The sequence below is a fragment of the Gaiella sp. genome (assembly GCF_057140465.1).
In genome coordinates this window covers 51,813-72,701 of the sequence record NZ_DBNHWK010000047.1, presented here as the reverse complement: position 1 = coordinate 72,701, position 20,889 = coordinate 51,813, and the positions used below count along the sequence as shown (strand labels likewise).

The following is a 20,889-nucleotide window of genomic DNA, read 5'->3' as shown; positions in this document are numbered from 1 at the left end:
GAGCGTCTCCTCGACCGCCCCGGTGCTCGGCGGGAGGACGAGCGCACGCCCGCCGGCGCGCTCGACCGAGCCCACGTACATCAAGGGGATCAACGCACAGGGGAGGTGCCACGCGCCCCACTGCGCGGGTTGCGCGTAGGACGTGATCCCGATCAGCGGCGTCGCGGGCACGGCGCGAAATGTACGCGAGCCGCGGCCCCGCCTCACACGGGCGCCCGCGCTCAGTGGCGACGCGTATCGGCCGAACCGGATTTCCCCCGATGCCCCGGAACGCCGGACGCGCCATCGTGAAGAGGAAGGAGGCGCAGATGAAGACGATTCTCGTCTGCTACGAGGAGCGCCCGATGACCACACGGGTCGTGGAGCGGTCCGCGGAGCTCGTGAAGGCACTCGGTGCGAAGCTGATCGTGACGAGCGTCGCGCCCGTCATGGGCTACGCCGCACGCGGTGTCGGACCGTACGACCCGACGGATCCCCCTGCACGCCACGCGGAGGAGCTCGAGGACGCCGCCGCCCGCTTCGCGGAGCTCGGCGTGACGGACGTCGAGACGGTGACGGGGGTGGGCGAGGCGGCCGGGGCGATCCTCGATCTCGCAGCCGAACGAGCCGTCGACCTGATCGTCCTGGGCGCCCACGACGGCGGCGCGATCTCGCGTGTGATCGGCGGCAGCGTCAGCGACCGGGTCGCGCACAAGGCCCGGGCGGACGTCCTCATCGTCCACTGAGGCCACGCCGCCCGGGCGGCGGCGCGCTCGCCCGGCCACACCGGGGCGCCGAGGTCGTCCCCACCTGCTCAGCCCATCCAGGCGCCGCCGTTGTGGTCGATCGCCTGGCCGGTCACGCCCCGGGCGTCGGGCGACAGGAGCCACGCGACGGTGCCCGCGATCTCCTCGGGCTGCGCCATTCGTCCCAGTGGGACGGCTCGCATGGCCTCGCGATATGCGTCTTCGCGCGTCGCACCGGACGACGCTGCGATCGCATCGAGCCCGTCCCAGGCCATGTCCGTGTCGACCCAGCCGGGGCAGATCGCGTTCACCTGCACGCCCGCAGGAGCGAGCTCGGCCGCCAGGGCCCGTACGAGCCCGAGGAGACCCGCCTTCGACGCACAGTAGCCCGTGTATCCCGGCACCCCGATGCGTGCGAGGATCGACGAGATCACGACGATGTGACGCGTCTCGGGCCCGGGAGCGAGATGCCGGTACACCGCCCGGCAGGTGTAGTACGTCCCGGCGAGGTTCGTCTGCACGAGGTCGTCGAAGCGGTCACCCTCGCCGTCCTCGTTCTCCCCGCCGATCCCCCCGCACGCGACGAGTGCGTCGACGGCGCCCAGCGCCCGGGCTGCGCCGGCCACGGCGCGCTCGACGTCGTCGCGGTCGCGGATGTCGCACGCTGCGACGTGCACCGGCCCGTCGAGCTCACCGGCGGTCTGCTCGAGCTGGTCGAGCTGCCGTGCGAGCAGCGTGACGGCAGCGCCGTCCCGCGACAGCCTGTGGGCGACGGCGTGCCCGATCCCCCTGCCCGCACCCGATACCACCGTGTGTCTTCCGGCCATGTCTTCTCCAGACAGTCGCAATTTGCGCGAAAATCGTCTCTCGGTGCCCTTGATTCGACGGAGCATCTCAGCATAGAGTCCCTTCTGCGCCGAGCACGGGGCGCCGGTAGGACGAAGCCCCCCCGAGAGGCACTACGCGGAAGCGGAACGTCGTTCGGGGGGCGTGGACGAAAGCGCACCCGGCTCGGCGAATTCGTGGTCCAATTCTTTCTAGAGCATCCTGGTTCGCGGGCAAGTCGGTACCGTGCTCCACGGAAAGTTCGCAATTTGCGGGAACGGCGCTTCTCGGACGAACCGCAAGGGCTTGACACGTTCGCAGCGTTGCCGTAGATTGCCCTCTGCACCGAGCAGGAAGAGCTGGAGGGTGAAGGCTCTCCGAGCGGCAGTCGCTCCGGCGGCGGTCAGTCGGGAAGCCGGACGAAGGCGATTCCGCTCGGTGCATTTCTGCGTGCATTCACTCGGCACTCGACGCGTTCTTGCGAAAGATTGGATCGAATCGGTGATCGAGTTCCGATCTTTTCGCAAATTGCGAATTTCCTACGCATAGGGAGCTTGACAGCGAAGAATCACGCGCGTAATGTCCCGAGTGCACCGAGTACGGAGCGTCCAAGGTTGATGGCTCTCCGATCGGCTGTCGCCTCGGCGGCGGTCAGTCGGGAAGCCGGACGAAGGCGCCACCGGCTCGGTGCATTTTCGTGTGCCCGCGGCGCGGGTCATCGCGCCTCGAGACCCGCTCCGTCCGCACGGCTACGCTCTCGCGCGTGCGCCGCCTGCTCGCCCTCGTCTGCGCGACGATGTTCGTCGACACCGCGCTGTTCGGCGCGATCATCCCACTCGTTCCCGAGCTCACCTCGGGGTACGCGCTCTCGAAGGCCGAGGCGGGCCTGCTCGTCGCGGGATACGGCGCAGGCGCCATGGTCGCAGGGATACCGGGTGGCATGGTGTCGGCGCGCGTCGGGCCCAAGAACGCCGTCGTCGTCGGGTTGCTGCTGCTGGCCGGGTCGAGCGTCGCGTTCGCGTTCGCCGGGTCGCCGCTGACGCTCGGGCTCGCGCGCTTCGCACAGGGCCTGTCGAGTGCGCTCACGTGGGCGGGCGCACTCGCTTGGCTCGTCGCACGCGTCTCCCGCGAGCGGCGCGGGGCAGTCCTCGGCACAGCCTTCTCGTTCGCCGTCGTCGGCTTCGTCTGCGGCCCGTTCGTGGGAGGGATCGCATCGTTCGTCTCGATCCGTTGGACGTTCGTCGGCTGCAGCGTCGCCGTCGCGGCGCTCGCCCTCACGGCCTCGCGTCAGCCCTCCGCCGGCGTCGAGGCGCTCGATCTCCCGGCCGTCCGGCGCGCCCTCTCCGACCGCGCCTTCGTGGCCGCGCTGTGGCTCAGCCTGCTCCCGGCGTTCGCCTTCGGGATGTTCGACGTCCTCGTCCCTCTCGCGCTGGACGACGCGGGGCACGGCGCCGCGACGATCACGATCGTGTTCGTCGTTGCAGGGCTCACCGAGGCTGCGGTGAACCCGATCGCCGGCCATGTCTCGGATCGGCGCGGACGCCTCGCACCGATCCGCTTCGGGCTCGCGGCGTCGACCGTCGTCGCCGCCCTCCTCGCGGTCGCCACCGCGCCGTGGGCGCTCATCCTCCTCCTCGTCGCGGCCGCGGTCACCTTCGGGTCGTTCTACGCCCCCGGCATCTCTCTCGTGAGCATCAGGGCGGAGCGAGCGGCGCTCAGCCAGTCGCTCGGGTTCGGCGTCATGAACACCGCATGGGCGCTCGGCGCGCTCCTCGGCCCCCTGCTGGGCGGAAGCCTCGCACACGGCGTCGGCGACGGCGGCGCCTACCTCCTCGCCGCCGCAGTCTGCGCTGCGACGTTCCTCGTGCTGACGATCGCCGCGCCAGGCAGGATGCAGACGGCATGAAGCGGGAGGACTGGGACGCACGCTATGCGGACATGGGGGCGGTCACGGCGCTCCAGCCGAATCGGTTCGTGGCGATGGAGACGGCGCAGTTGCCGCCCGGACGGGTGCTCGATCTCGCGTGTGGCGAGGGGCGGAACGCGGTGTGGCTGGCGGCGCAGGGATGGCAGGTCACGGGCATCGACTTCTCGGAGGTCGCGATCGAACGCGCACGCCGCCTGGCCGACGCCCGCCGCGTGTCCGCCGAGTTCGTCGTCGGGGACGTCTTCGCCATCCCCCTCGAGCGTGCCCGCTACGACCTCGTCCTCATCGCCTACCTCCAGGTCGGCCCGGAACAGCGCAGCGCCGTCCTCGAACGGGCGGTCGACGCCCTCGCCCCCGGCGGCACGCTCCTGCTCGTCGCACACGACCTCCGCAACCTCACGGAGGGGCACGGCGGCCCCTCGAGCGCGTCCGTGCTGTGGACGGTCGAGGAGGCGACCGATGCACTTCGCGCGCACGGGCTCGTGGTCGAGCGCGGCGAGGAGGTGCGACGCGAGGTCGAGGGGGCACCGGGACCGGCGATCGACACGCTCGTGCGGGCCCGCCTCGACACGTCGTCCCGGGACTCCTGACGGCGCATCGGCCCGGGCTCCCGCCGGGCCGGCGCTCAGCGCCTCCGACGTTCGGTGACGCGCCGCCGGTCGGCCGGGAACCGCTCGAGCACCCACTCCTCGTCGAGCGGGGAGAGCCGGTAGTCCTTCCCGTTGACGAGCGCGTAGTCCCCGGTGCGAGGGTCCATGGGCAGCCGCGACTCCGCCGGGTACCAGCGGTTGTGACGGTCGATCAGCTCGTTCACCTCCGCGAACGATGCCCGCTTCGCCTCCTGGCACCAGCGCCGTGCGAACTGTTCGTCGTCGCGTGTCTCGAGCGACAGGGCACGCCACCGCTCCTCGAGATCGGTCGTCGCCGCAGCGACGAGGTCGTCGATCTCGCGCAGCCGGAGCATGTACGGAAGCGGCCCCCCGAGCGACGCCAGGTAGCCGTCGGCGGCCTGCCGGAAGTTCCGCAGGCGGAGGTGGAGCGGACGTCCCACGAGCGGGCTGGAATCGAGGTCCTCGGACAGGCCCTCGTGCTGACGGCGGTCACGCGCCGTCTCGGGAAGCACGACGCCCTGACGCAGGATGCGCTCTCGCTCTGCGCGCTTCATGCCTCGACCAGGACCGTCGCCTCACGCGCCCGCGCCCGCCGTGTGAGCCCTGCGCAGGCGAGCCCGCCGAACACCGCTGCGACAACGGAGATCCCGGCGAACATCACCCAGGTCGCGTCGTCGCCGAAGCTGTTCCGTACCTGGAACCCGACGAGCGGCGCGATCGCGAACCCGACCGCTGCGGTCGACCCGAACGCCCCCATGTACGCGCCGCGCACGTCTGCGGGGGCGAGATCGGCGATCACTGCCTGGGAGGTCGGCACCCAGAGCATCTCCCCGATCACGAAGACGGTGACGACGGCGACGACCGGTGCCAGCGCGTGCGTCTCCGTGAGGAGCAGGAACGGCAGGCCCATGGTCAGCATCGCGACCACGAGCTTCGTCGCCGCCGGAACGCGTTCGGCCGCCCGCGTCAGGCGGAGCTGGAACAGCGTGACGAGCAGTGGGTTGATCCACACGAGGAACCCCCATGCCGCAGCCTGGTAGCCGAAGCCGTCGACCAGCGACACCGGGAGCACGATCTCGTACGCCACGTACACGAGCCAGGCGAACACCGCCGACCCCAGGAAGAGCAGGAACGGCAGGTCGTGGGTGATCACACGAAGGGAGCTGCGCTCGGGCGGGCCCTCGGGTGCGTAGAGGCCGCGCCGTGGCAGCAGGCGGTAGGCCAGCGCCCACGCGGCGCCGGAAAGGACGGCGACCGTCACGAAGAGTGCCGTCCACCCACCGAAGATCAGCAGTGCGCCGCCGAGCGGCGGCCCCATGATCACGCCGAAGTTCGATGCGACCCGGACGGAGGCGTACGCCGGCTCGTGCTTCTCCGGCGGGACGAGATCGGCCACCATCGCCTGCGCGACGGAGCCGCCGATCGACCCGAGCGCGCCGGCCATCGTCAGCGCGGCGATCGCGGCCCACTTGTTGCCCGAGACGGCGAGCAGCAGGAGTGGGTACCCGACCATCAACCCCTCGCCGAGGAGGATCAGGCGCCGCCGGCCGAATCGGTCCGACAGGTGCCCGCCGATGAACCCCGAGATCCCGGCGAGGAGCGCACCGACCCCGAAGATGAACGGCAACGCCGCCTTCGCGTCGAGCTCGTCCACGGCCCAGATCGCCATGAAGCTCCAGAGCGAGGAGCCGGCCGCCGACGCGGCGAGGCTGACGACGAGCACCGGTCGCAGCGCCCGGTCGACCTCGTCACCCCAGATGAGGTGCGCGAGCCGGCGCAGCACGGACACGACGGCACCGTAGCATCGGCGGTGTCGGCCCGACGACGGTGCCGACCCGGTCGGAGGCGTCGGGCTAGGAGCGCCTCACGCCGAGTGACGAGGCGGGAGTCCGGGATCGGTCCGACGAGCCCCGTCCGCCTCCTCGACCGCGGGCACACGCGGGGGCGTGGCGACCTCGGACTCGGGCACGGCGATCGTCGGGATCACGCCGCGCCGGCGGAGTCGCTCGAAGTCGGCACGGACCGCCGCCGCCATCTCGCGCTTGTGGGACTGCTCCTTCACGGTCGCGGGAGCGTTCCGCGCCCGCTGCGGAAATCCTGCGCGTCAGGCCCTGCGTGCGAGCTGCAGCACCCACAGGCGCAGGGGTGACGCGCCGTCGAACCGCGCGCGCGGGAACAGCGCGACACCCGCGTCGCTGAAGCGCGGAAGGAACAGCACGCGTCGATGAGGCGGCGAGTTGAGCCAGGCCACGAACGCGTCGCGGGCCGTCCCGGTGGGGCGCTGGCCCGCGTACAGGTTCTCACCGACGAGCCGATAGCGGTACCCGAGAGTGCGGAAGGTCGCGAACATCGGCTTGCCGCACGCCGTGTGACTGAAGTCGCGGCAGAGGACGATGTCGCGCCCCTTCGCCCGGGCGACCCGCGACAGCGACGCGGACTCGCGCACGGGCCGGAGTCCCGTGACGCCGCGTGCGTGGTTGATCATGCAGACGAGCGCTGCCCGCTGTGCCGCGGGCGACAGGTGCGTCGAGCGCGAGCCGGGGCACGTCTTCGCACCTGCGACGAGCGAGGCGGTCGTCGGCGCAGCGACACCGACCTCGGCGGCAACCAGGGCGAGGAGCGCGACAGCGAGTGCCGCCGCGGGGAGAATGCTGCGACGGGTCACGGGGGAGGGCGACTAGCCTACAGCACGCTCGGGAGGGGGCGAAACGCCTGGAGACCACCGGGCGCGACCTCGCGGCGAGATCCCTGCGGCGGTCGCCTCCTCCGTCACGCGCGGCGCCCGTCGTCGCCCGGGCCGTGCCCCTCGGGCGTGGCCGCGGGCCGACGACGACACGCTTGAGGCGTACGAGCGGCTGCCGCGGCGAGTACGATCAACGACGTCGTGCCGTGGTACGTGTGGATCCCGTTCGTCGTCCTCGGGGCGCTGCTCGTGCTGCTGCTCGTGGTCGCGGTGCTCGGTCGCATCCAGAACGGCCGCTACCTCCGCCCGGTCGTCGTCGCCCTCGCGAAGGTGCCGTTCATGAAGAAGTGGTTCCAGCGCATGTCGGTCGCCCAGCTCGAGCGGTCCAACCCGGAGCTCGCGAGCGCCGTCAAGAAGATGCAGGCGTTCGGGGAGCCGACGTCGCCCGATCAGGTGCAACGGGCGCTGCGCGTGCTCACGCCCGCGGAGCGCAAGGCGTACATGGAGGCGGCCGGCCTCGAGTCGCCGGCTGTCGAGACGACGAACCGCCAGCAGCGGCGGCGGCTCGAGCACGGCGGCGCGGGAATGCCGGGGAAGCCGGCGACATCGAGCCGGCCCGGCTCCGCAGGTCGGAAGTCGGGCGCCGGCAAGAAGAAGAAGCGGTAGGCGGCCGGCGGCGGCTCGGCACGCGGCGCACGGCCACCGGTACGATCAGCGAATGCCGTTCGGCCTCGGAGTCTGGGAAGTCGTGATCCTCCTCGCCGTCGTCGCGCTCCTCTTCGGCGCGAAGGGCGTGCCGGACGTCGCCCGACGCCTCGGTGTCGGTGTGCGCGAGGTCCGGGACGCGGTCGCCGACGTCGATCCTCGCCGCATGCTCGACGCACCGTCGACGACGCAGTCGCCCACGACGCGCGGCGGCCACGAGCAGCCGCCGGACGACGACCAGCGGCAGCCGTAGACTCGCCCGCGTGCAGCCACGCATCGACCCGGGCTGGTCGGCCGTGCTCGGCGACGAGTTCGAGCAGCCGCACATGCGCGATCTCCGTGCGTTCCTCGTCGCCGAGGTCGAGGCGGGGCGCGGCTTCTACCCGCCGGCGGCCGAGGTGTTCCGTGCGCTCGAACTGACGCCCTTCGAGCACGTCCGCGTCGTCGTGCTCGGGCAGGATCCCTACCACGGACGGGGCCAGGCGATGGGGCTCTGCTTCTCCGTGCGCGAGGGCGTCCGCCTCCCCCCTTCCCTGCAGAACATCTTCAAGGAGCTCACCGACGACGTCGGCGTCACCTCCCCACCCAGCGGTGATCTCACGCCCTGGGCGACCCGGGGCGTGCTGCTGCTGAACGCGGTGCTCACGGTCTCGCCGGGAAAGGCCGGGTCACATGCCGGTCGGGGCTGGGAGCAGTTCACGGACCGCGCCGTCCGTGAGCTTTCGGAACGGAGGGAAGGCGTCGTGTTCCTCCTGTGGGGCCGGTATGCACAGCAGAAGGGCGAGATCGTCGATCGTGCTCGGCACCACGTCCTCACGGCCGCGCACCCGTCGCCGTACTCGGCCGCGAGCGGGTTCTTCGGGTGCCGGCACTTCTCGCGGACGAACGACCTCCTCGAGGCCGACGGCCGCCCGCCGATCGACTGGCGCCTGCCCTAGCGGTGCCGGTAGACGATGCGCCCGCGGTTCAGGTCGTAGGCCGAGACCTCGACCTTGACCCGGTCACCGGGCGCCATCCGAATGCGGTGCCGCCGCATCTTGCCGGCGGTGTACGCGATGAGCTCGTGGCCGTTGTCGAGGACGACGCTGAACATGCCGCTCGGAAAGGCCTCGAGCACCTCGCCCTCCATCTCGATCTTGTCCTCGGCGGCGATGAGCGTCCTCCTGACCGTGCGTTCCGAGCCGACCCCACCGCGAGCCAGCCGGCCCCCGTGCACGATACCGGCCGCTCGGCTCGAGCGGGCACCCGAGCAGGTCGTGCGGGCCCACGTGGGCGGCCGGAGCACCGTGGCGCACCCGACGCAGGCCACCGACCAGTGGCCTGACGAGCCGACATCGCGGTCCGACGCGAGCCTCAGATGCCGAGCGCTGCGGCGGCCTGGTCGTACTGGTCCTCGCGGACGTACACCAGGTATCCGAACGCGCCTCGCCCGTCCGTCACGCCCATCGACGCGTAGATGTCGATGTTGGCCTCGAACAGGCGCTCGTGGACGCCGGCCAGCGCCCCGAGCTCGGCGTCGCCCTGCACGAGGAGCGCGTTGTACGGACCATCGAGGTCGAGCGCAGCCGCTCGAGCCTCGGCGAGGAGCGTGTTGGGGTCCTCCGGGAACAACGCGAACTGCGCCGTCGCCGGACCGCTCGGCACGGCGGTGAAGGCGAGCAGGTCGACACCGCGCTCGGCGAGCGCCGAGAGCACCCGGTATCCGGCCCCGAGCTCGTCGCGGACGTTGACGTAGTAGTACTCGACTCGGCTGATCTTCAAGGCCATCGCTTCCTCCTCTGCCCTCAGCCTACGGCGTGGCCGTTCGCCGTGCAGACCGAACCGCTCGCCCGTCGGCGACGCGACTCTCGGGTGACGTCACGGCGAGGCGAACGCCGTGAGACACCCGGGTACGCTACGGGCATGAGCGATGAGTTCGTCGCCCTCGGGCACGCCGGCAGCGACGCCTACGTCGGGCTCGAGACCTTCCCCAACCCGGGGGTGGAGCGCGTCGAGATGGTCAGTGACGAGCTCACCGCCGTGTGCCCGATCACGAACCAGCCGGACTTCTACACGGCGACGATCGCGTACCGGCCGCGGTCACTGTGCCTGGAGTCGAAATCGCTGAAGATCTATCTCTCACGGTTCCGCGACCAGGGGCTCTTCTGTGAGGCACTCGCCGTCCGGATCCGCAACGACGTTGCGGCCGTGCTCGAGCTCGACGCCGGCGAGGTCGGCGTGACGCTCCGGCAGAAGGCGCGGGGCGGTATCACGATCACGGCCTCCGTCTGAGGCGCGAGCAGTCGCCTCGCAGCGGCCCGACGGCCCGGCGCACCGACCGTGGGTCGTGCGACGACCGCGCGCCGCCGGACGGCAGGCTCTGCGCCAGCTGATGGAGGCGGCGGGAATCGAACCCGCGAAACGTTCCCCACGGAGTCCGCCCTCCAATCGCGAGGAGTTGGAGATGCGGTGGCGCTTGCGTGCGTCTCGCACTTCCGCACCCCGCCGATCGCGAGCGGCTCATCACTAGCACCTACACAGCTGCTGACATAGCCTGAACCCCGGCAGCGCCTGTAGCCGATCCCGAGGACGATCGTCGTCCCAGTGCGGAGACCAGCCGCTGCGTTCCCGGAAGGGAGACACGACACGCAGTCAGAACGCCCCGAACTCTCGAGCATGGCAGACGACTACGCGCGGCACGCGCTCTCGCAACGCGCTGCGTTCGAGGCGACTCATCCGGCCGTGCTTTCGGCGGCGCGATCGTTTGCGGACGAGGTGGTTCTCCGAGTGGTCGATCTCGGCGCCGCCGACGGCGTGAACTCTCACGGTCTGATCCGCGACCTCGCGCGCGACCGCGCCGGCCGGCCACTCGTCTACGCACTCGTCGACCTGCCGACAAACACGTGGCGAATCGCCAGAGACCATCTCCAGCACACCTTCGGCGGGGCGACGGGCGGTCCCAGGACGGTCGTGATCCCTGAGAGCGGCGACGCCGACCCCGGTGTAGCCGATGTCGGCACGGGTGCCCACTACGACGCGCCGGAGGCACACGGCGAGGCATGCCGCCGAGCAATCGAGCGGAGCCCGCACCCCGCCACAGTCGTGAGCATGGCCGGCATCCCACTCCAGCAGGCGCCTTGCATGCCGTCCGGCAGCGTGCACGTCGCAGTCACGGGGACGGCGATGCACTGGATTGCCGACTCGGCGGTCCTCGCCTCGACCGGGTCCGTCTTCCCCGGCTACCCCGACCACACCGATGAGGGCGAGCGACGCGCCTGGCGTATGGCTGCAGAACGAGAGTGGCAGCGCCTGCTCGAGATGCGCGCGATTGAGCTCGCACCGGAGGGCCGGTTCATCGCCGCGATCCCGGCGTCTTCCGCTCGAGACCCGGAGAGGACGGGGCTTTACGCGGAGATCGTCCGGGACATGAACCACCTGCTCGCCGACTGGTGCCGCACAGGGCGCATCGGTGCTGGGACGGTCGCCGCAATCGTCGTCCCCGTCTGGATGCGCACACTCGACGAGATGCTGGCTCCGTTCGAGGCCGGCGGCGGGCACGTGGCGGGCCTCCAGCTCGAGAGCGCTGAACTCTTCCGACTGGACAATCCTTACTGGCACGACGATCCCGCGGTTTTCTCGCGCGGATACGTCCGGAGCGTGACGGCGTGGGGCGGGCCGATTCTCCGCCGCGCGTTCGCGCGCGAGGGCGAAGACCGCGCGCCGAGCCTTCTCACCGCCTTCCTCGGAGAACTCGAGGACCGCGTCGCATCTGCGCCCGACCGCTACCGCTGGGACTACATCGAAGCGCTCCTCATCTGCCGCAAGGTCGCCCGTTCAGGCGGCTAGCCCCCCAGGCGTCGGATACTCACTCGCACCACGGGGAAAGTGGAGGCGGCGGGAATCGAACCCGCGTCCGCGGCCGCACCGACCGAACGTCTACGAGCGTAGTCCGCCTTGGATCTCGCCCGGCGGCCGGAGACGGACGCCCCACCGACGGGCCAGCTCATCCTGTGGTTCTCGAGCCTCCGGCGATCAGCCTTCCTTCGGCTCACAGCCCGATCGTTGGCGCCCCGTCCTCCGCCTCGGGCGAACGGAGGGGGACGTCGCCTGACCTAGGTTCGACTAGGCGGCGAGTGCGAGATCGCTCTTCGCACTTGCGTGTGTGCCGGTTGTTTTGAGAGGCCGACCGGCGACCTCTGCTCGCAATTCGACCGGAGAACCGACCACGTCGAAACCTGGTCGCCCCCGTATGTGTGTACGCCCATAGCGTAGCTCGCGTTCGTCGGCGCCGACAGCGCGCGGGGACACGACGGCAGACCACGCCACAGGACCGACCGCGTCCGGGGGGCGACAGAATGGAATACCTGAATACTCTCAGACGCATGGAACACCATGCGAGAGCACGGATGAACCTGCCCCAGCCTGCCTACGACAGCCTCGCGTCCCTGCGCGAGGAGATGAAGTCGGAGGTCTCGAAGGTCGTCATCGGCCAGGAGGAGGCAGTCGAGCTCCTTCTCGTCGCGGCGCTCGCCCGCGGACACGTCCTCATCGAGGGCCCACCGGGCAGCGCGAAGACGCTGCTCAGCCGCGCGATGGCGTATGCGCTCGGAGCGACCTTCAGGCGGATCCAGTTCACGCCGGACACATCCCCCGACGAGATCACGGGCCCGTACGTGGTCAAGGCCGGCGAGCCCGTGTTCATGCAGGGGGCCGTGTTCACGAACGTCCTCCTCGCGGACGAGGTCAACCGGACTCCGCCCCGCACCCAGGCGGCGCTGCTCGAGGCGATGCAGGAGCGGACGGTGACCGTGGACGGGCGGACGCACCAGCTCCCCGACCCGTTCCTCGTGATCGCGACCCAGAACCCGTTCGAGCACGAGGGCATCTTCCCGCTGCCCGAGTCGCAGCTCGACCGCTTCCTGTTCAAGATCGAACTCGAGTACTGCGGTGCGGACGACGAGGTCGAGATGCTGCGCCTTCCGCATACGGGCGTGACGCCCGACATGCTCGGCGAGATCCGGCCGCTGCTCGGCATCGTCGGTCTCGACAAGGCACGGCAGGAGCTCGACGCGACCATCGTCCCCGAGAGCGTGGCCCGCTACGTCGTCACCCTCGCCCGGCGCACGCGCGAGCTCGACGGCGTCCTCCTCGGTGCGAGCTCCCGCGCATCGATTCACCTCATGAGCGCGGCGAAGGCCAACGCCAGGCTCGACGGCCGCGACACGGCGACGATCGACGACGTCCGCGCCATGGCGCCGTTCGTCGTTCGCCACCGACTGATCTGCGAGGGAACGACCGCGGACGAGGTCCTGCAGCAGGCGATGGCGTCGGTGCCGACGCCCGTCTGACGGGGACGTCCCTTCTGCAACCGGAGGGCGCTCGGACCTGGGCGCTCGGATCTGAGCGCCCAGCCCCCGGACGGCACAGGGCGAGGTTCGGCGAAGCCGCTCGCCGCGGCGGAGAGGAGCCGGGCGTCGGGCTGACGCCCGACGCCCACATGCCTCATCCCGCGAGCGCCTGCTCGATCGCGCGCATCGCCAGCACCTGCGCGAGATGAGCTCGATACTCCGCCGAGCCCGCGTGGTCGGTCGACGGCTCGGTGCCCTCGACGACGAGCGCGGCCGCCTCGGACGGCGACCCCCCACCTGAGAGCGCGTCTTCCGCCGCGCCGGCGCGGAGCGGCGTGCCGCCCATGCTCACGAGCGCGATCGACGCCGCGTCCACGCCGCCGTCCGAGCGGTGAACGACGACCATCACTCCCGCCGTCGCCCAGTCCTGGGATCGGCGGTGGGCCTTCTCGTACGCCCAGCCGGTCGTCGCCGCGAGCTTCGGCACCCGTACCTCGACGAGCATCTCGGCCGGCCCGAGCGCCGTCTCGAACGGCCCCGTGAAGAAGGCGTCGGCCGGGATCGTGCGCTCGCCGTCCGGACCGCGGACGACGAGCTCCGCGTTGACCGCGAGCGCCACGGCGGCGAGGTCGGACGCCGGGTCACCGTAGGCGATCGCACCGCCGATCGTCCCGCGGTGCCGCACCTGGTGGTCGCCGACGCGTCCCGCCGCGTGCGACACGAGACCACACGCCTCGGCCAGGAGCGGGTCGCGGGCGACGTCCTGGTGGCGCGTGAGGGCACCGATCGCCACGTGCGTCCCGGCGTCGCGGACGTACGACAGGTCGTCCAGCCGCCCGATGTCCACCAGGAGCGACGGTCGCGCGAGCCGAAGGCGCATCGCGGGCAGGAGGGACTGGCCCCCGGCGAGCAGCCTCGTGTCGCCGTTCCCGGAGAGCAGGGACACCGCGTGCTCGACGCTCTCCGCGACTTCGTAGTCGAAGCGTGCCGGGATCATTGTCGTGCCTCCTCGATCGCGCGCCAGACGCGTTCCGGTGACGTGGGGATCTGGACGTCGGTCACGCCCAGATGCGACAGGGCGTCGAGCACCGCATTGACGACAGCCGGCGCCGCCGCGATCGTCCCCGTCTCCCCCACCCCCTTCACACCGAGCGGATTCGTCGGGCTCTTCGTCTCCGTCAGCTCCGTCTCGAACGACGGGAGCTCCGCCGCGGACGGCACGAGATACGTCGCCATCGTCGTGTTCAGGAGGTTCCCGTGGTCGTCGTAGACGCCCTCCTCGAACAGGGCCGTGGCGATGCCCTGCGTGATGCCACCGTGGATCTGCCCATCGACGATCAGGGGATTGACGACCGTCCCGACGTCGTCGACGGCGACGTAGCGGACGAGGCGGGTGTCACCCGTCTCGGTGTCGACCTCGACCACCGCCGCATGCGCCCCCGCGGGCCAGGAGAAGTTCGGCGGGTCGTAGACCGCCGTCTCCTCGAGCCCGGGCTCCATGCCGTCGGGCAGGTTGTGTGCGGTGAACGCCTCGAAGGCGGCCGCCTGGATCGTCATCGACCGATCCGGCGAGCCCTTCACCGAGAACGTCCCGGCCGAGAACTCGAGGTCGTCCGGCGCGACCTCGAGCTGGTGAGCCACGATCGAGCGCGCCTTGTCGATCACCTTCTGGCTCGCATGCCAGAGCGCGACGCCGCCCACCGGGAGGGAGCGGCTCCCGTACGTGTCGAGACCGTGCTGGGAGACGGCCGTGTCCCCGTGGAGGACCTCGACGGCGTCGACGTCGACACCCAGCTGATCGGCGACGATCTGCGCCCACGCGGTCTCGTGCCCCTGGCCGTGCGGCGACGTGCCCGTCACGACCTGGACCGAGCCGAGCGGCTGGAAGCGGATCGTCGCGCTCTCCCAGCCACCCGCCACGTAGCGGATCGCCCCGAGGATGCGCGACGGCGCGAGCCCGCACATCTCGTTGTACGTCGAGAAGCCGACACCGATCTGCTTCACGTCACCGCGCTCGCGCCTCGCCGCCTGATCGGCCTGGAGAGCGTCGAGATCGAGCATCTCCAGCAGCTTGTCGAGCGACGCGTGGTAGTCGCCCGAGTCGATCGTCAGTCCCGAGGAGAGCTGCTTCGGGAACTCGGTGATGAAGTTCCGCCGCCGCAGCTCGACGCGGTCGATGCCGAGCTCGGCCGCGAGCGCGTCCATCGTCCTCTCGATCACGTACGTCGCCTCGGGACGACCGGCGCCGCGGTAGGCGTCGGTCGGCGTCGCATTCGTGAACACGCCGGTGAACGTGACGCTGTAGTTCGGGATGTCGTACGGGCCGGCGTAGATCCAGGCGCCGAGCAATGGGATGCCGGGTGTGACCAGCTGCAGGTACGCGCCCATCGAGGCCTTGACGTCGGCCTTGACGGACGTGATCTTCCCGTCCCGCGTCGCACCGAACGTGAAGTCCGTGACGAAGTCCCGGCCGTGGATCGTGGCGACGTAGTTCTCCGAACGCTCCTCCGTCCACTTCACGGGCCGCCCGAGCCGGAGCGCCAGAACGACGGCGAGCGCCTCCTCCGCGTACACGTCCAGCTTCGACCCGAAGCCCCCGCCGACGTCCGGGGCGACGACCCTGAGCTTCGCCTCGGGGATCCCGGTCGTGACCGAGAGGCCGAAGCGCAGGATGTGCGGGATCTGCGTCGCCGAGTAGAGCGTCACCTCTCCCGCGGCGCCCGGCTGCGCGAGAACCGAACGCGGCTCCATCGCATTCGGGATCAGCCGCGGGAGGCGGTAGCGGCGGGTGACGACGACGTCGGCCTGGTCGAGCGCCGCATCGAACGCGTCCGTCGCGAGCGTCCACACATAGCACTCGTTGGTTCCGAGGTCGTCGTGGACGAGCGGTGATCCCGCTTCGAGTGCACGCTCCACGTCGATCGCGACCTCGAGCGGCTCGTAGTCGACCGTCACGAGCTCGGCGGCGTCCCGCGCGAGCGCACGCGTCTCCGCGAGGACGACGGCGACCCCGTCACCCTGGTAGCGCGCCTCGTCGGCCGCGAGCGGGTAGTGGGGCGGGCTCTTCATGTCCTCGGTCACGGGCCACGCGCACGGGAGCGATCCAGCCCATGTGTCGCGGAGCTCGGCGCCGCTGAACACCGCGACGACGCCGTCCGCGGCGCGTGCGGCCTCGAGATCGACGCCGGAGATGCGCGCATGCGCGTACGGGCTGCGGACGACGGCCATCCAGACCATGCCCACCGCCGTCATGTTGTCGACGAAGCTCCCGCTCCCGGTCAGGAGCGACCGGTCTTCCTTGCGCTTGACGGGTGCGCCGACGAAGGGGTCCGCGGCGCTCATGACCCAGACTCCGCCGCGGCCAGGACGGCCTTCACGATGTTGTGGTACCCGGTGCAGCGGCAGAGGTTCCCTTCGAGCCCCTCCCGCACCTGCTCCTCGCTGCCGGCGTCCCCGGCGGAGATCAACGACACCGCGGCCATCACCATCCCCGGCGTGCAGTAGCCGCACTGCAGCGCGTGGTGATCATGGAACGCCTGCTGCACCGGATGCAGCGACCCGTCGGCGGCCGCGAGGCCCTCGATCGTCGTGATCTCGCCTCCGTCGGCCTGGACCGCGAGCATCGTGCACGACTTCACGGACTCGCCGCCGACGAGCACGGTGCACGAACCACACGACGACGTGTCGCAGCCGACGACGGTTCCCGTCAGTCCCAGGCGCTCGCGCAGGACGTAGGCGAGCAGCTCGCGCGGCTCGACGTCGAGCTCGTGACGCGTCCCGTTGACGCCCAGCCCAATACGTCTCAGCACCCTCGTGCCTCCTTTCGTTGGCTCTCGGCAGACCGAATCTACCTCGCCCCGATCGATCTCACCAAGCACCGGCCCCCGACGCATACACTGACCCCGTGGTGGAGATCGCCGCCGTCGACGTCGCGGAGTTGGACGGGCTGGTCGCCGTCCGCAACGCCGTCGTCCGCTCCGACCCCGCCACCGCCGAGGGCCTGATCGACTGGCGGCAGCAGGCCGAGGACATGACGTGGCTCGTCGCGACCGAGGACGACAGGCCCGTCGGCGCAGGCATCGGGATCGTGGGCTGGCACACGAGCCCCGGCACCGCATACGTCGAGGCGTGGACGCTCCCGGAGGCACGGGGCCACGGGATCGGCGAGCAGCTCTACCGCGAGCTCATGCGGTGGGCCGCCGACCGCGGGTGCGCGGCAGTCGAGACCGCAGTCGCCGAGGACGACCAGGCGAGCCTTGCCTGGGCCGACCAGCGCGGCTTCCGCGAGGTCGGGCGGAACTCCCGGCTCGTCCTCGACCTCGGCACGATCGAGGCGCCCGCGATCGAACCACCGCCGGGAATCGAGATCACGAGCTGGGCGGAGCGACCCGGCATCGAGCACCAGCTCTACGCCGTCTACGCGGAGTCGGAGCCCGACATTCCAGGCGAGGAGCACAACGCGCTGCCGTCCTTCGAGCATTGGCTCGACCACGACATGCGGGGCCTCTCCGACCGCCCGGAGGCGGTGTTCGTCGCCCTCGCCGGGGACGACGTGGTGGGCTACGCGAAGCTCTCCCTCCCGTCCTCGATGTCCCGGGAGGCGTACCACGACCTCACCGCCGTTGCGCGCGCCTGGCGCCGCCGCGGTATCGCCGGCGCCCTGAAGCGGTCGCAGATCGCCTGGGCGAAACGGTGCGGATATGCGCGGCTCGTGACCACGAACGAGGCTCGGAACGAGCCGATCCGCCGGCTCAACGAGGGGCACGGCTACCGCGTCGAGCCGGGCTCGGTCGTGCTGCGAACGACGATCGCCAGCATCGACTAGCCGCCCGACCACCGGAGAGCCCCGGGCCTCGGCGTGCCCGGAGCCGTGGGGAACCGCGACCGGGGGATCGGCGATCTCCCCGATGACGCCCGCCCGGCCACTGGAAGAGTGGTGGTGGAAGGAGGTGAGGCTCGTGACACTCTCGGGGAGGGATGCAGTCGCGACCGTGCTCACGGCGCTCGCGGCACTGACGTACCTGGCGGCGATCCAGTCCTGGGACGTCTGGCTGGTCGGCTCGAGCTACCGCTGGGCCGCCGGCGCGATCCTGGTGCTCGGCCTTGCGACCTGCAGCCTGGGCTCCGTGGCGAGCGACGTCGGCGCGGGCGCGAGGATGGAGCCGACCGCAATGCTCCTCTCGGTCGTCGGCGCCTGTGCGCTCGCGTTCGGGGTCTGGGCGCTCGCGAGTGGGTCGCGCACACCGCTCTCGCTGCTGATCGCGTCGGTCGTCGCGCTGTGGGCGGCGTCGACACTCCGGCATGCGTGGCACGGGACGCACCGGCCGGTGATCGCCTGAGGTGACGGGCGGGGGCTACCACGCGAGCTCGCACAGCCGGGCGAGCTCGTCGAACCCGCGATGCCACGTGTCGGCGGTGCCGACGTCGAGGCCGCAGCCTGCGAGGAGCTGGGCGGGCGGGCCCGTCCCCGTCGCCTCGAGCATCGCCACGTAGTCGCGCGCGAAGCGGGGTGGGTCGTTGCGGCGGACGGAGGCGAGGCACAGGGCCGCGAGGGTCGCGTACGTGTACTGGTAGCCGTAGAAGCGCGCCTGGAAGGGGTGCGGCCAGCTCATGACGCCGAGCGGCTCCGCGAGCGGCCCGCTCACCGCCCGGTCGCGCGCCAGCCAGAGCCGCTCGATCACCGCCGGCGTGAGGGCGGCGCCCTCGCCCCGGGCTCGGCACGCATCCTGCTCGAAGCGGGTCAGCACGGCCGCCTCGTACAGGAGCGACAGGGTGGACTCGAGCGCCTCGCGCATCACCGCCTTCCCGTGCTCGCCGCCGATCGTCGCGGCGAGGCGCTCCGCAACGAGGATCTCCGCCAGCGTCGACGGCACCTCGAAGAACGCGGCCGACGCCGGCTCGACTGCGACCAGCCAGGGGAGCGCCCGCTTCGCGACCTCGTAGTGGACGGCGTGCCCGAGTTCGTGCGCGAGGTCGGCCGCCCCCTTCGCGGAGTCGAGGTAGGTGAGGAACACGTAGGTGCCGCGGTCGACCGGAAGCGGGGCACAGAAGATCGCGCCGCTCTTGCCGCGACGCTGCTCGGCGTCGATGCCGTTCGCGTCGACGACCGCGCGAGCGTGCTTGCCGAGGCCGGGTGAGAGCTCGTCGAGCACCGACTCGCAGGCGTTCACGGCATCGTCCCAGGAGATCGGCGGGACGTCGTCGGTGACGGCGCCGAACCGGTCGCAGGGCTCGATCTGCTCCACTCCGAGCGCGAGCCGCTTGCGCTCGTACCAGTCCTGGAGGACGTCGACGCGCTCCTCGGTCGCAGCGATCACGGCGTCCACCGTGCCGCGGTCGACCTCGTCGATCGCGAGCGTCTCCGCCATCGGGTCGTCGCGGCCGCGGAGCCGATCCTCGACGAGCCGGTCGGCCACGGCCGCGTCGAGACAGGCGGCCATCACGGGGGCATTGGCGCGGTAGACGGCGTCGAGCGCCTCGGTCGCGCGACGACGAACGCCGCGCTCGGCATGGTGGCGGAGCAGGCGCAGCTCGACCACGCCCACCTCCCGCTCTCCGCCGCCGTCGTCGAACGGGACGGACGCGGCGGTGAGAACGTCCTGTGAGAGCCTTCCCCACGCGATCGACGCACTGGAGCGGCGGGCCGCAAAGGCCGTCTCGGCGGCGGGATCGAGGCGAGCGCCGGCCAGCGCCACCTGATGCTCGACCCAGTGACGGTAGTGGCCGAGCGCCTGGTCGCCCGCGAGCGACGGCCGGTTGCCGACGGCGGCGGCGACCGACCGCAGAGCGTCGCGGGCCGCTGCGAGCGGCGTCTCGCCCTCCGCTGCGAGGTCGAGCGCCTCGGTGTCCCCGAGATCGGCGTGGAGCCGCAGGCCGGCATAGCCGAACGACTCGTCGAGGACGTCCCGGAGCTCCGCCAGCTCGCTCGCCTCGTCGAGCAGCCGCCTGACGCCGGGCGCGTCCAACGAGTCGATCGCGGACGCCTCCGCGGCGAGTCGCTCGGATCGCGCGACGAGGTCGGCGTGCGCGGCCCGCGCCGCCGCGGCGTCCGCGAAGACGCGGCGGAGCTCCCACCGCACCCCCTCCGCCGACGACCCGTTCCGCTCGGACACGTCCGGCACTACCGTCGCCGTCGCAGTGCCCGTTCCATCTGCCGCGTGGCGTCCCGCTCGGCGATCACGCGGCGCTTGTCGAGCTTCTCGCGTCCCCGGGCGACGGCCAGCTCGACCTTCACACGGCCGTCCTTGAAGTAGATCCGGGTCGGGATCAGCGTCAGCCCCTTCTCGCGCACCTTCCCGTGCAGCGAGTCGATCTCGCGCCGGTGCAGGAGCAGCTTGCGATCGCGCTCGGGCCGATGGGCGCCGACGGTGCCCTGCGCGTACTCGTCGATCGAGGCGCCGACCAGCCACGCCTCGCCGTCGCGGATGTCGGCGTACGCGTGAGCGAGCGTGACCCGACCTTCTCGCAGGGACTTGACCTCGGTCCCCGTGAGCACGACACCCGCCTCGACCCGGTCGAGCAGCTCGTAGTCGAACCGCGCCCGACGATTGTCGGCGATGAGCGTGACGCCCGTCTTCCCACCCTTCGTCGACACGGCAGCGCCGGCGCGCTACGCCGGAGTCGCAGCGAGGCGGGCAGCGAGCGTCCGCAGGAGGGCGAGCGCGAACGACGGCTCGCTCTCGAGCAGGTCGAGGAAGTCGTCTCGGGCCAGCCCGAGGCACCGCACCGGCGTCCTCGCGCGGACGCGCGCGATCCGGGACACGTCCGGAGCGATCAGCGCGAGCTCCCCGACGGGCTCTCCGGGACCGAGCTCGATCGGGCCGCCGCGGAGCTCCACGACGACGGTGCCGTCGAGCACGACGAACATCCCCGATCCGATGTCTCCCGGGAGCGCCAGGATCTGTCCCGCGGCCACCTCGAGCTCCGCGGCGTGGTCGTTCACCCGATCGACTCCCGCGTCGCTCAGCCCGGCGAAGAGGGGGATCCCGCGGATCTCGTCGCTGGTCATGTGCCCGGTTCTATCACGCGCGCACCCGACGGCGCCGTGCACCGCCGGGGGCCCGGGCGCGAGCGACGGGACGCTCGC

Annotated in this window: 25 protein-coding genes and 1 other RNA gene; 11 read left to right on the top strand and 15 right to left on the bottom strand. The window is 71.3% G+C overall.

Features of this window, described 5'->3' with window-relative positions:
* Window positions 1-308: 308 nt before the first annotated feature.
* Window positions 309-725: a universal stress protein gene (locus tag AC162C_RS06990; RefSeq protein WP_484096922.1), complete on the top strand. Its 417-nt coding sequence runs from the start codon at window positions 309-311 to the stop codon at window positions 723-725.
* 68 nt (window positions 726-793) lie between these two features.
* On the opposite strand, the gene AC162C_RS06985 is transcribed toward AC162C_RS06990, so the two are convergent.
* The gene (locus AC162C_RS06985) at window positions 794-1,552 is read right to left on the bottom strand and encodes an SDR family NAD(P)-dependent oxidoreductase (protein WP_484096921.1); all 759 of its coding nucleotides are present in this window, start codon (window positions 1,550-1,552) and stop codon (window positions 794-796) included.
* 761 nt (window positions 1,553-2,313) lie between these two features.
* On the opposite strand from AC162C_RS06985, the gene AC162C_RS06980 reads away from it, so the two are divergent.
* Complete coding sequence (locus tag AC162C_RS06980; RefSeq protein WP_484096920.1) at window positions 2,314-3,456, top strand: MFS transporter; 1,143 nt, start codon at window positions 2,314-2,316, stop codon at window positions 3,454-3,456.
* On the top strand, window positions 3,453-4,067 hold the full coding sequence (locus AC162C_RS06975; protein ID WP_484096919.1) for a class I SAM-dependent methyltransferase: 615 nt from the start codon (window positions 3,453-3,455) through the stop codon (window positions 4,065-4,067). The genes AC162C_RS06980 and AC162C_RS06975 overlap by 4 nt, the downstream gene beginning before the upstream one ends.
* A gap of 35 nt (window positions 4,068-4,102) precedes the next feature.
* On the opposite strand, the gene AC162C_RS06970 is transcribed toward AC162C_RS06975, so the two are convergent.
* From AC162C_RS06970 to AC162C_RS06955, 4 genes are all read right to left on the bottom strand, one after another.
* Entirely contained in the window at window positions 4,103-4,642 is a 540-nt protein-coding gene (locus tag AC162C_RS06970; RefSeq protein WP_484096918.1) for a hypothetical protein, read from the bottom strand.
* Window positions 4,639-5,877, bottom strand: a complete 1,239-nt coding sequence (locus AC162C_RS06965; RefSeq protein ID WP_484096917.1) for an MFS transporter — start codon at window positions 5,875-5,877, stop codon at window positions 4,639-4,641. The genes AC162C_RS06970 and AC162C_RS06965 overlap by 4 nt, the downstream gene beginning before the upstream one ends.
* Before the next feature lie 75 nt (window positions 5,878-5,952).
* A complete protein-coding gene (locus AC162C_RS06960; RefSeq protein WP_484096916.1) occupies window positions 5,953-6,150 on the bottom strand; it encodes a hypothetical protein in 198 nt (65 codons plus the stop codon).
* A gap of 42 nt (window positions 6,151-6,192) precedes the next feature.
* Window positions 6,193-6,753, bottom strand: coding sequence for a CAP domain-containing protein (locus AC162C_RS06955; protein ID WP_484096915.1), 561 nt, complete (start codon window positions 6,751-6,753; stop codon window positions 6,193-6,195).
* 219 nt (window positions 6,754-6,972) lie between these two features.
* Between AC162C_RS06955 and AC162C_RS06950 the strand changes: the two genes are divergently transcribed.
* From AC162C_RS06950 to ung, 3 genes are read left to right on the top strand one after another with little or no spacing between them, the layout of a single operon-like run.
* Window positions 6,973-7,437, top strand: a complete 465-nt coding sequence (locus AC162C_RS06950; RefSeq protein ID WP_484096914.1) for a hypothetical protein — start codon at window positions 6,973-6,975, stop codon at window positions 7,435-7,437.
* 52 nt (window positions 7,438-7,489) lie between these two features.
* The gene (locus AC162C_RS06945; protein ID WP_462974892.1) at window positions 7,490-7,729 is read left to right on the top strand and encodes a Sec-independent protein translocase subunit TatA/TatB; all 240 of its coding nucleotides are present in this window, start codon (window positions 7,490-7,492) and stop codon (window positions 7,727-7,729) included.
* A 10-nt stretch (window positions 7,730-7,739) separates the two neighbouring features.
* Window positions 7,740-8,414: a uracil-DNA glycosylase gene (ung, locus tag AC162C_RS06940; RefSeq protein WP_484096913.1), complete on the top strand. Its 675-nt coding sequence runs from the start codon at window positions 7,740-7,742 to the stop codon at window positions 8,412-8,414.
* Here the strand turns inward: ung and infA are convergent.
* Together infA and AC162C_RS06930 are read right to left on the bottom strand one after the other, a co-directional pair.
* Complete coding sequence (infA, locus tag AC162C_RS06935) at window positions 8,411-8,629, bottom strand: translation initiation factor IF-1 (protein WP_462974901.1); 219 nt, start codon at window positions 8,627-8,629, stop codon at window positions 8,411-8,413. The genes ung and infA overlap by 4 nt on opposite strands.
* A 200-nt stretch (window positions 8,630-8,829) precedes the next feature.
* On the bottom strand, window positions 8,830-9,243 hold the full coding sequence (locus AC162C_RS06930; RefSeq protein ID WP_484096912.1) for a hypothetical protein: 414 nt from the start codon (window positions 9,241-9,243) through the stop codon (window positions 8,830-8,832).
* Between the two features lie 135 nt (window positions 9,244-9,378).
* Here AC162C_RS06930 and AC162C_RS06925 point away from each other — a divergent pair, with 135 nt between their 5' ends.
* On the top strand, window positions 9,379-9,747 hold the full coding sequence (locus tag AC162C_RS06925; RefSeq protein ID WP_484096911.1) for a preQ(1) synthase: 369 nt from the start codon (window positions 9,379-9,381) through the stop codon (window positions 9,745-9,747).
* A 360-nt stretch (window positions 9,748-10,107) separates the two neighbouring features.
* Here the strand turns inward: AC162C_RS06925 and AC162C_RS06920 are convergent, their stop codons facing one another.
* Window positions 10,108-10,545, bottom strand: coding sequence for a hypothetical protein (locus AC162C_RS06920; protein WP_484096910.1), 438 nt, complete (start codon window positions 10,543-10,545; stop codon window positions 10,108-10,110).
* Between the two features lie 18 nt (window positions 10,546-10,563).
* Between AC162C_RS06920 and AC162C_RS06915 the strand changes: the two genes are divergently transcribed.
* Window positions 10,564-11,301, top strand: coding sequence for a hypothetical protein (locus AC162C_RS06915; RefSeq protein WP_484096909.1), 738 nt, complete (start codon window positions 10,564-10,566; stop codon window positions 11,299-11,301).
* 37 nt (window positions 11,302-11,338) lie between these two features.
* On the opposite strand, the gene ssrA is transcribed toward AC162C_RS06915, so the two are convergent.
* Window positions 11,339-11,702: a transfer-messenger RNA gene (gene ssrA / locus AC162C_RS06910) on the bottom strand.
* 135 nt (window positions 11,703-11,837) lie between these two features.
* Here ssrA and AC162C_RS06905 point away from each other — a divergent pair.
* Entirely contained in the window at window positions 11,838-12,803 is a 966-nt protein-coding gene (locus AC162C_RS06905; protein WP_484096908.1) for an AAA family ATPase, read from the top strand.
* A gap of 154 nt (window positions 12,804-12,957) precedes the next feature.
* On the opposite strand, the gene AC162C_RS06900 is transcribed toward AC162C_RS06905, so the two are convergent.
* From AC162C_RS06900 to AC162C_RS06890, 3 genes are read right to left on the bottom strand one after another with little or no spacing between them, the layout of a single operon-like run.
* On the bottom strand, window positions 12,958-13,800 hold the full coding sequence (locus tag AC162C_RS06900; RefSeq protein ID WP_484096907.1) for an FAD binding domain-containing protein: 843 nt from the start codon (window positions 13,798-13,800) through the stop codon (window positions 12,958-12,960).
* Entirely contained in the window at window positions 13,797-16,145 is a 2,349-nt protein-coding gene (locus tag AC162C_RS06895) for a xanthine dehydrogenase family protein molybdopterin-binding subunit (RefSeq protein WP_484096906.1), read from the bottom strand. The genes AC162C_RS06900 and AC162C_RS06895 overlap by 4 nt, the downstream gene beginning before the upstream one ends.
* The gene (locus AC162C_RS06890; RefSeq protein WP_484096924.1) at window positions 16,142-16,609 is read right to left on the bottom strand and encodes a (2Fe-2S)-binding protein; all 468 of its coding nucleotides are present in this window, start codon (window positions 16,607-16,609) and stop codon (window positions 16,142-16,144) included. The genes AC162C_RS06895 and AC162C_RS06890 overlap by 4 nt, the downstream gene beginning before the upstream one ends.
* A gap of 98 nt (window positions 16,610-16,707) precedes the next feature.
* On the opposite strand from AC162C_RS06890, the gene AC162C_RS06885 reads away from it, so the two are divergent.
* Window positions 16,708-17,628, top strand: a complete 921-nt coding sequence (locus AC162C_RS06885) for an N-acetyltransferase family protein (RefSeq protein ID WP_484096905.1) — start codon at window positions 16,708-16,710, stop codon at window positions 17,626-17,628.
* 82 nt (window positions 17,629-17,710) lie between these two features.
* On the top strand, window positions 17,711-18,142 hold the full coding sequence (locus tag AC162C_RS06880; protein WP_484096904.1) for a hypothetical protein: 432 nt from the start codon (window positions 17,711-17,713) through the stop codon (window positions 18,140-18,142).
* 15 nt (window positions 18,143-18,157) lie between these two features.
* Here the strand turns inward: AC162C_RS06880 and AC162C_RS06875 are convergent, their stop codons facing one another.
* The 3 genes from AC162C_RS06875 to AC162C_RS06865 are packed head-to-tail and all read right to left on the bottom strand — an operon-like array spanning window position 18,158 to window position 20,811.
* On the bottom strand, window positions 18,158-19,915 hold the full coding sequence (locus AC162C_RS06875; protein WP_484096903.1) for a M3 family oligoendopeptidase: 1,758 nt from the start codon (window positions 19,913-19,915) through the stop codon (window positions 18,158-18,160).
* Between the two features lie 8 nt (window positions 19,916-19,923).
* Entirely contained in the window at window positions 19,924-20,397 is a 474-nt protein-coding gene (gene smpB, locus AC162C_RS06870) for an SsrA-binding protein SmpB (RefSeq protein ID WP_462973505.1), read from the bottom strand.
* Between the two features lie 15 nt (window positions 20,398-20,412).
* Window positions 20,413-20,811 carry a cyclic nucleotide-binding domain-containing protein gene (locus AC162C_RS06865; protein ID WP_462973504.1) on the bottom strand — a complete coding sequence of 133 codons (399 nt, stop codon included), beginning with the start codon at window positions 20,809-20,811 and terminating at the stop codon, window positions 20,413-20,415.
* Window positions 20,812-20,889: the final 78 nt, after the last annotated feature.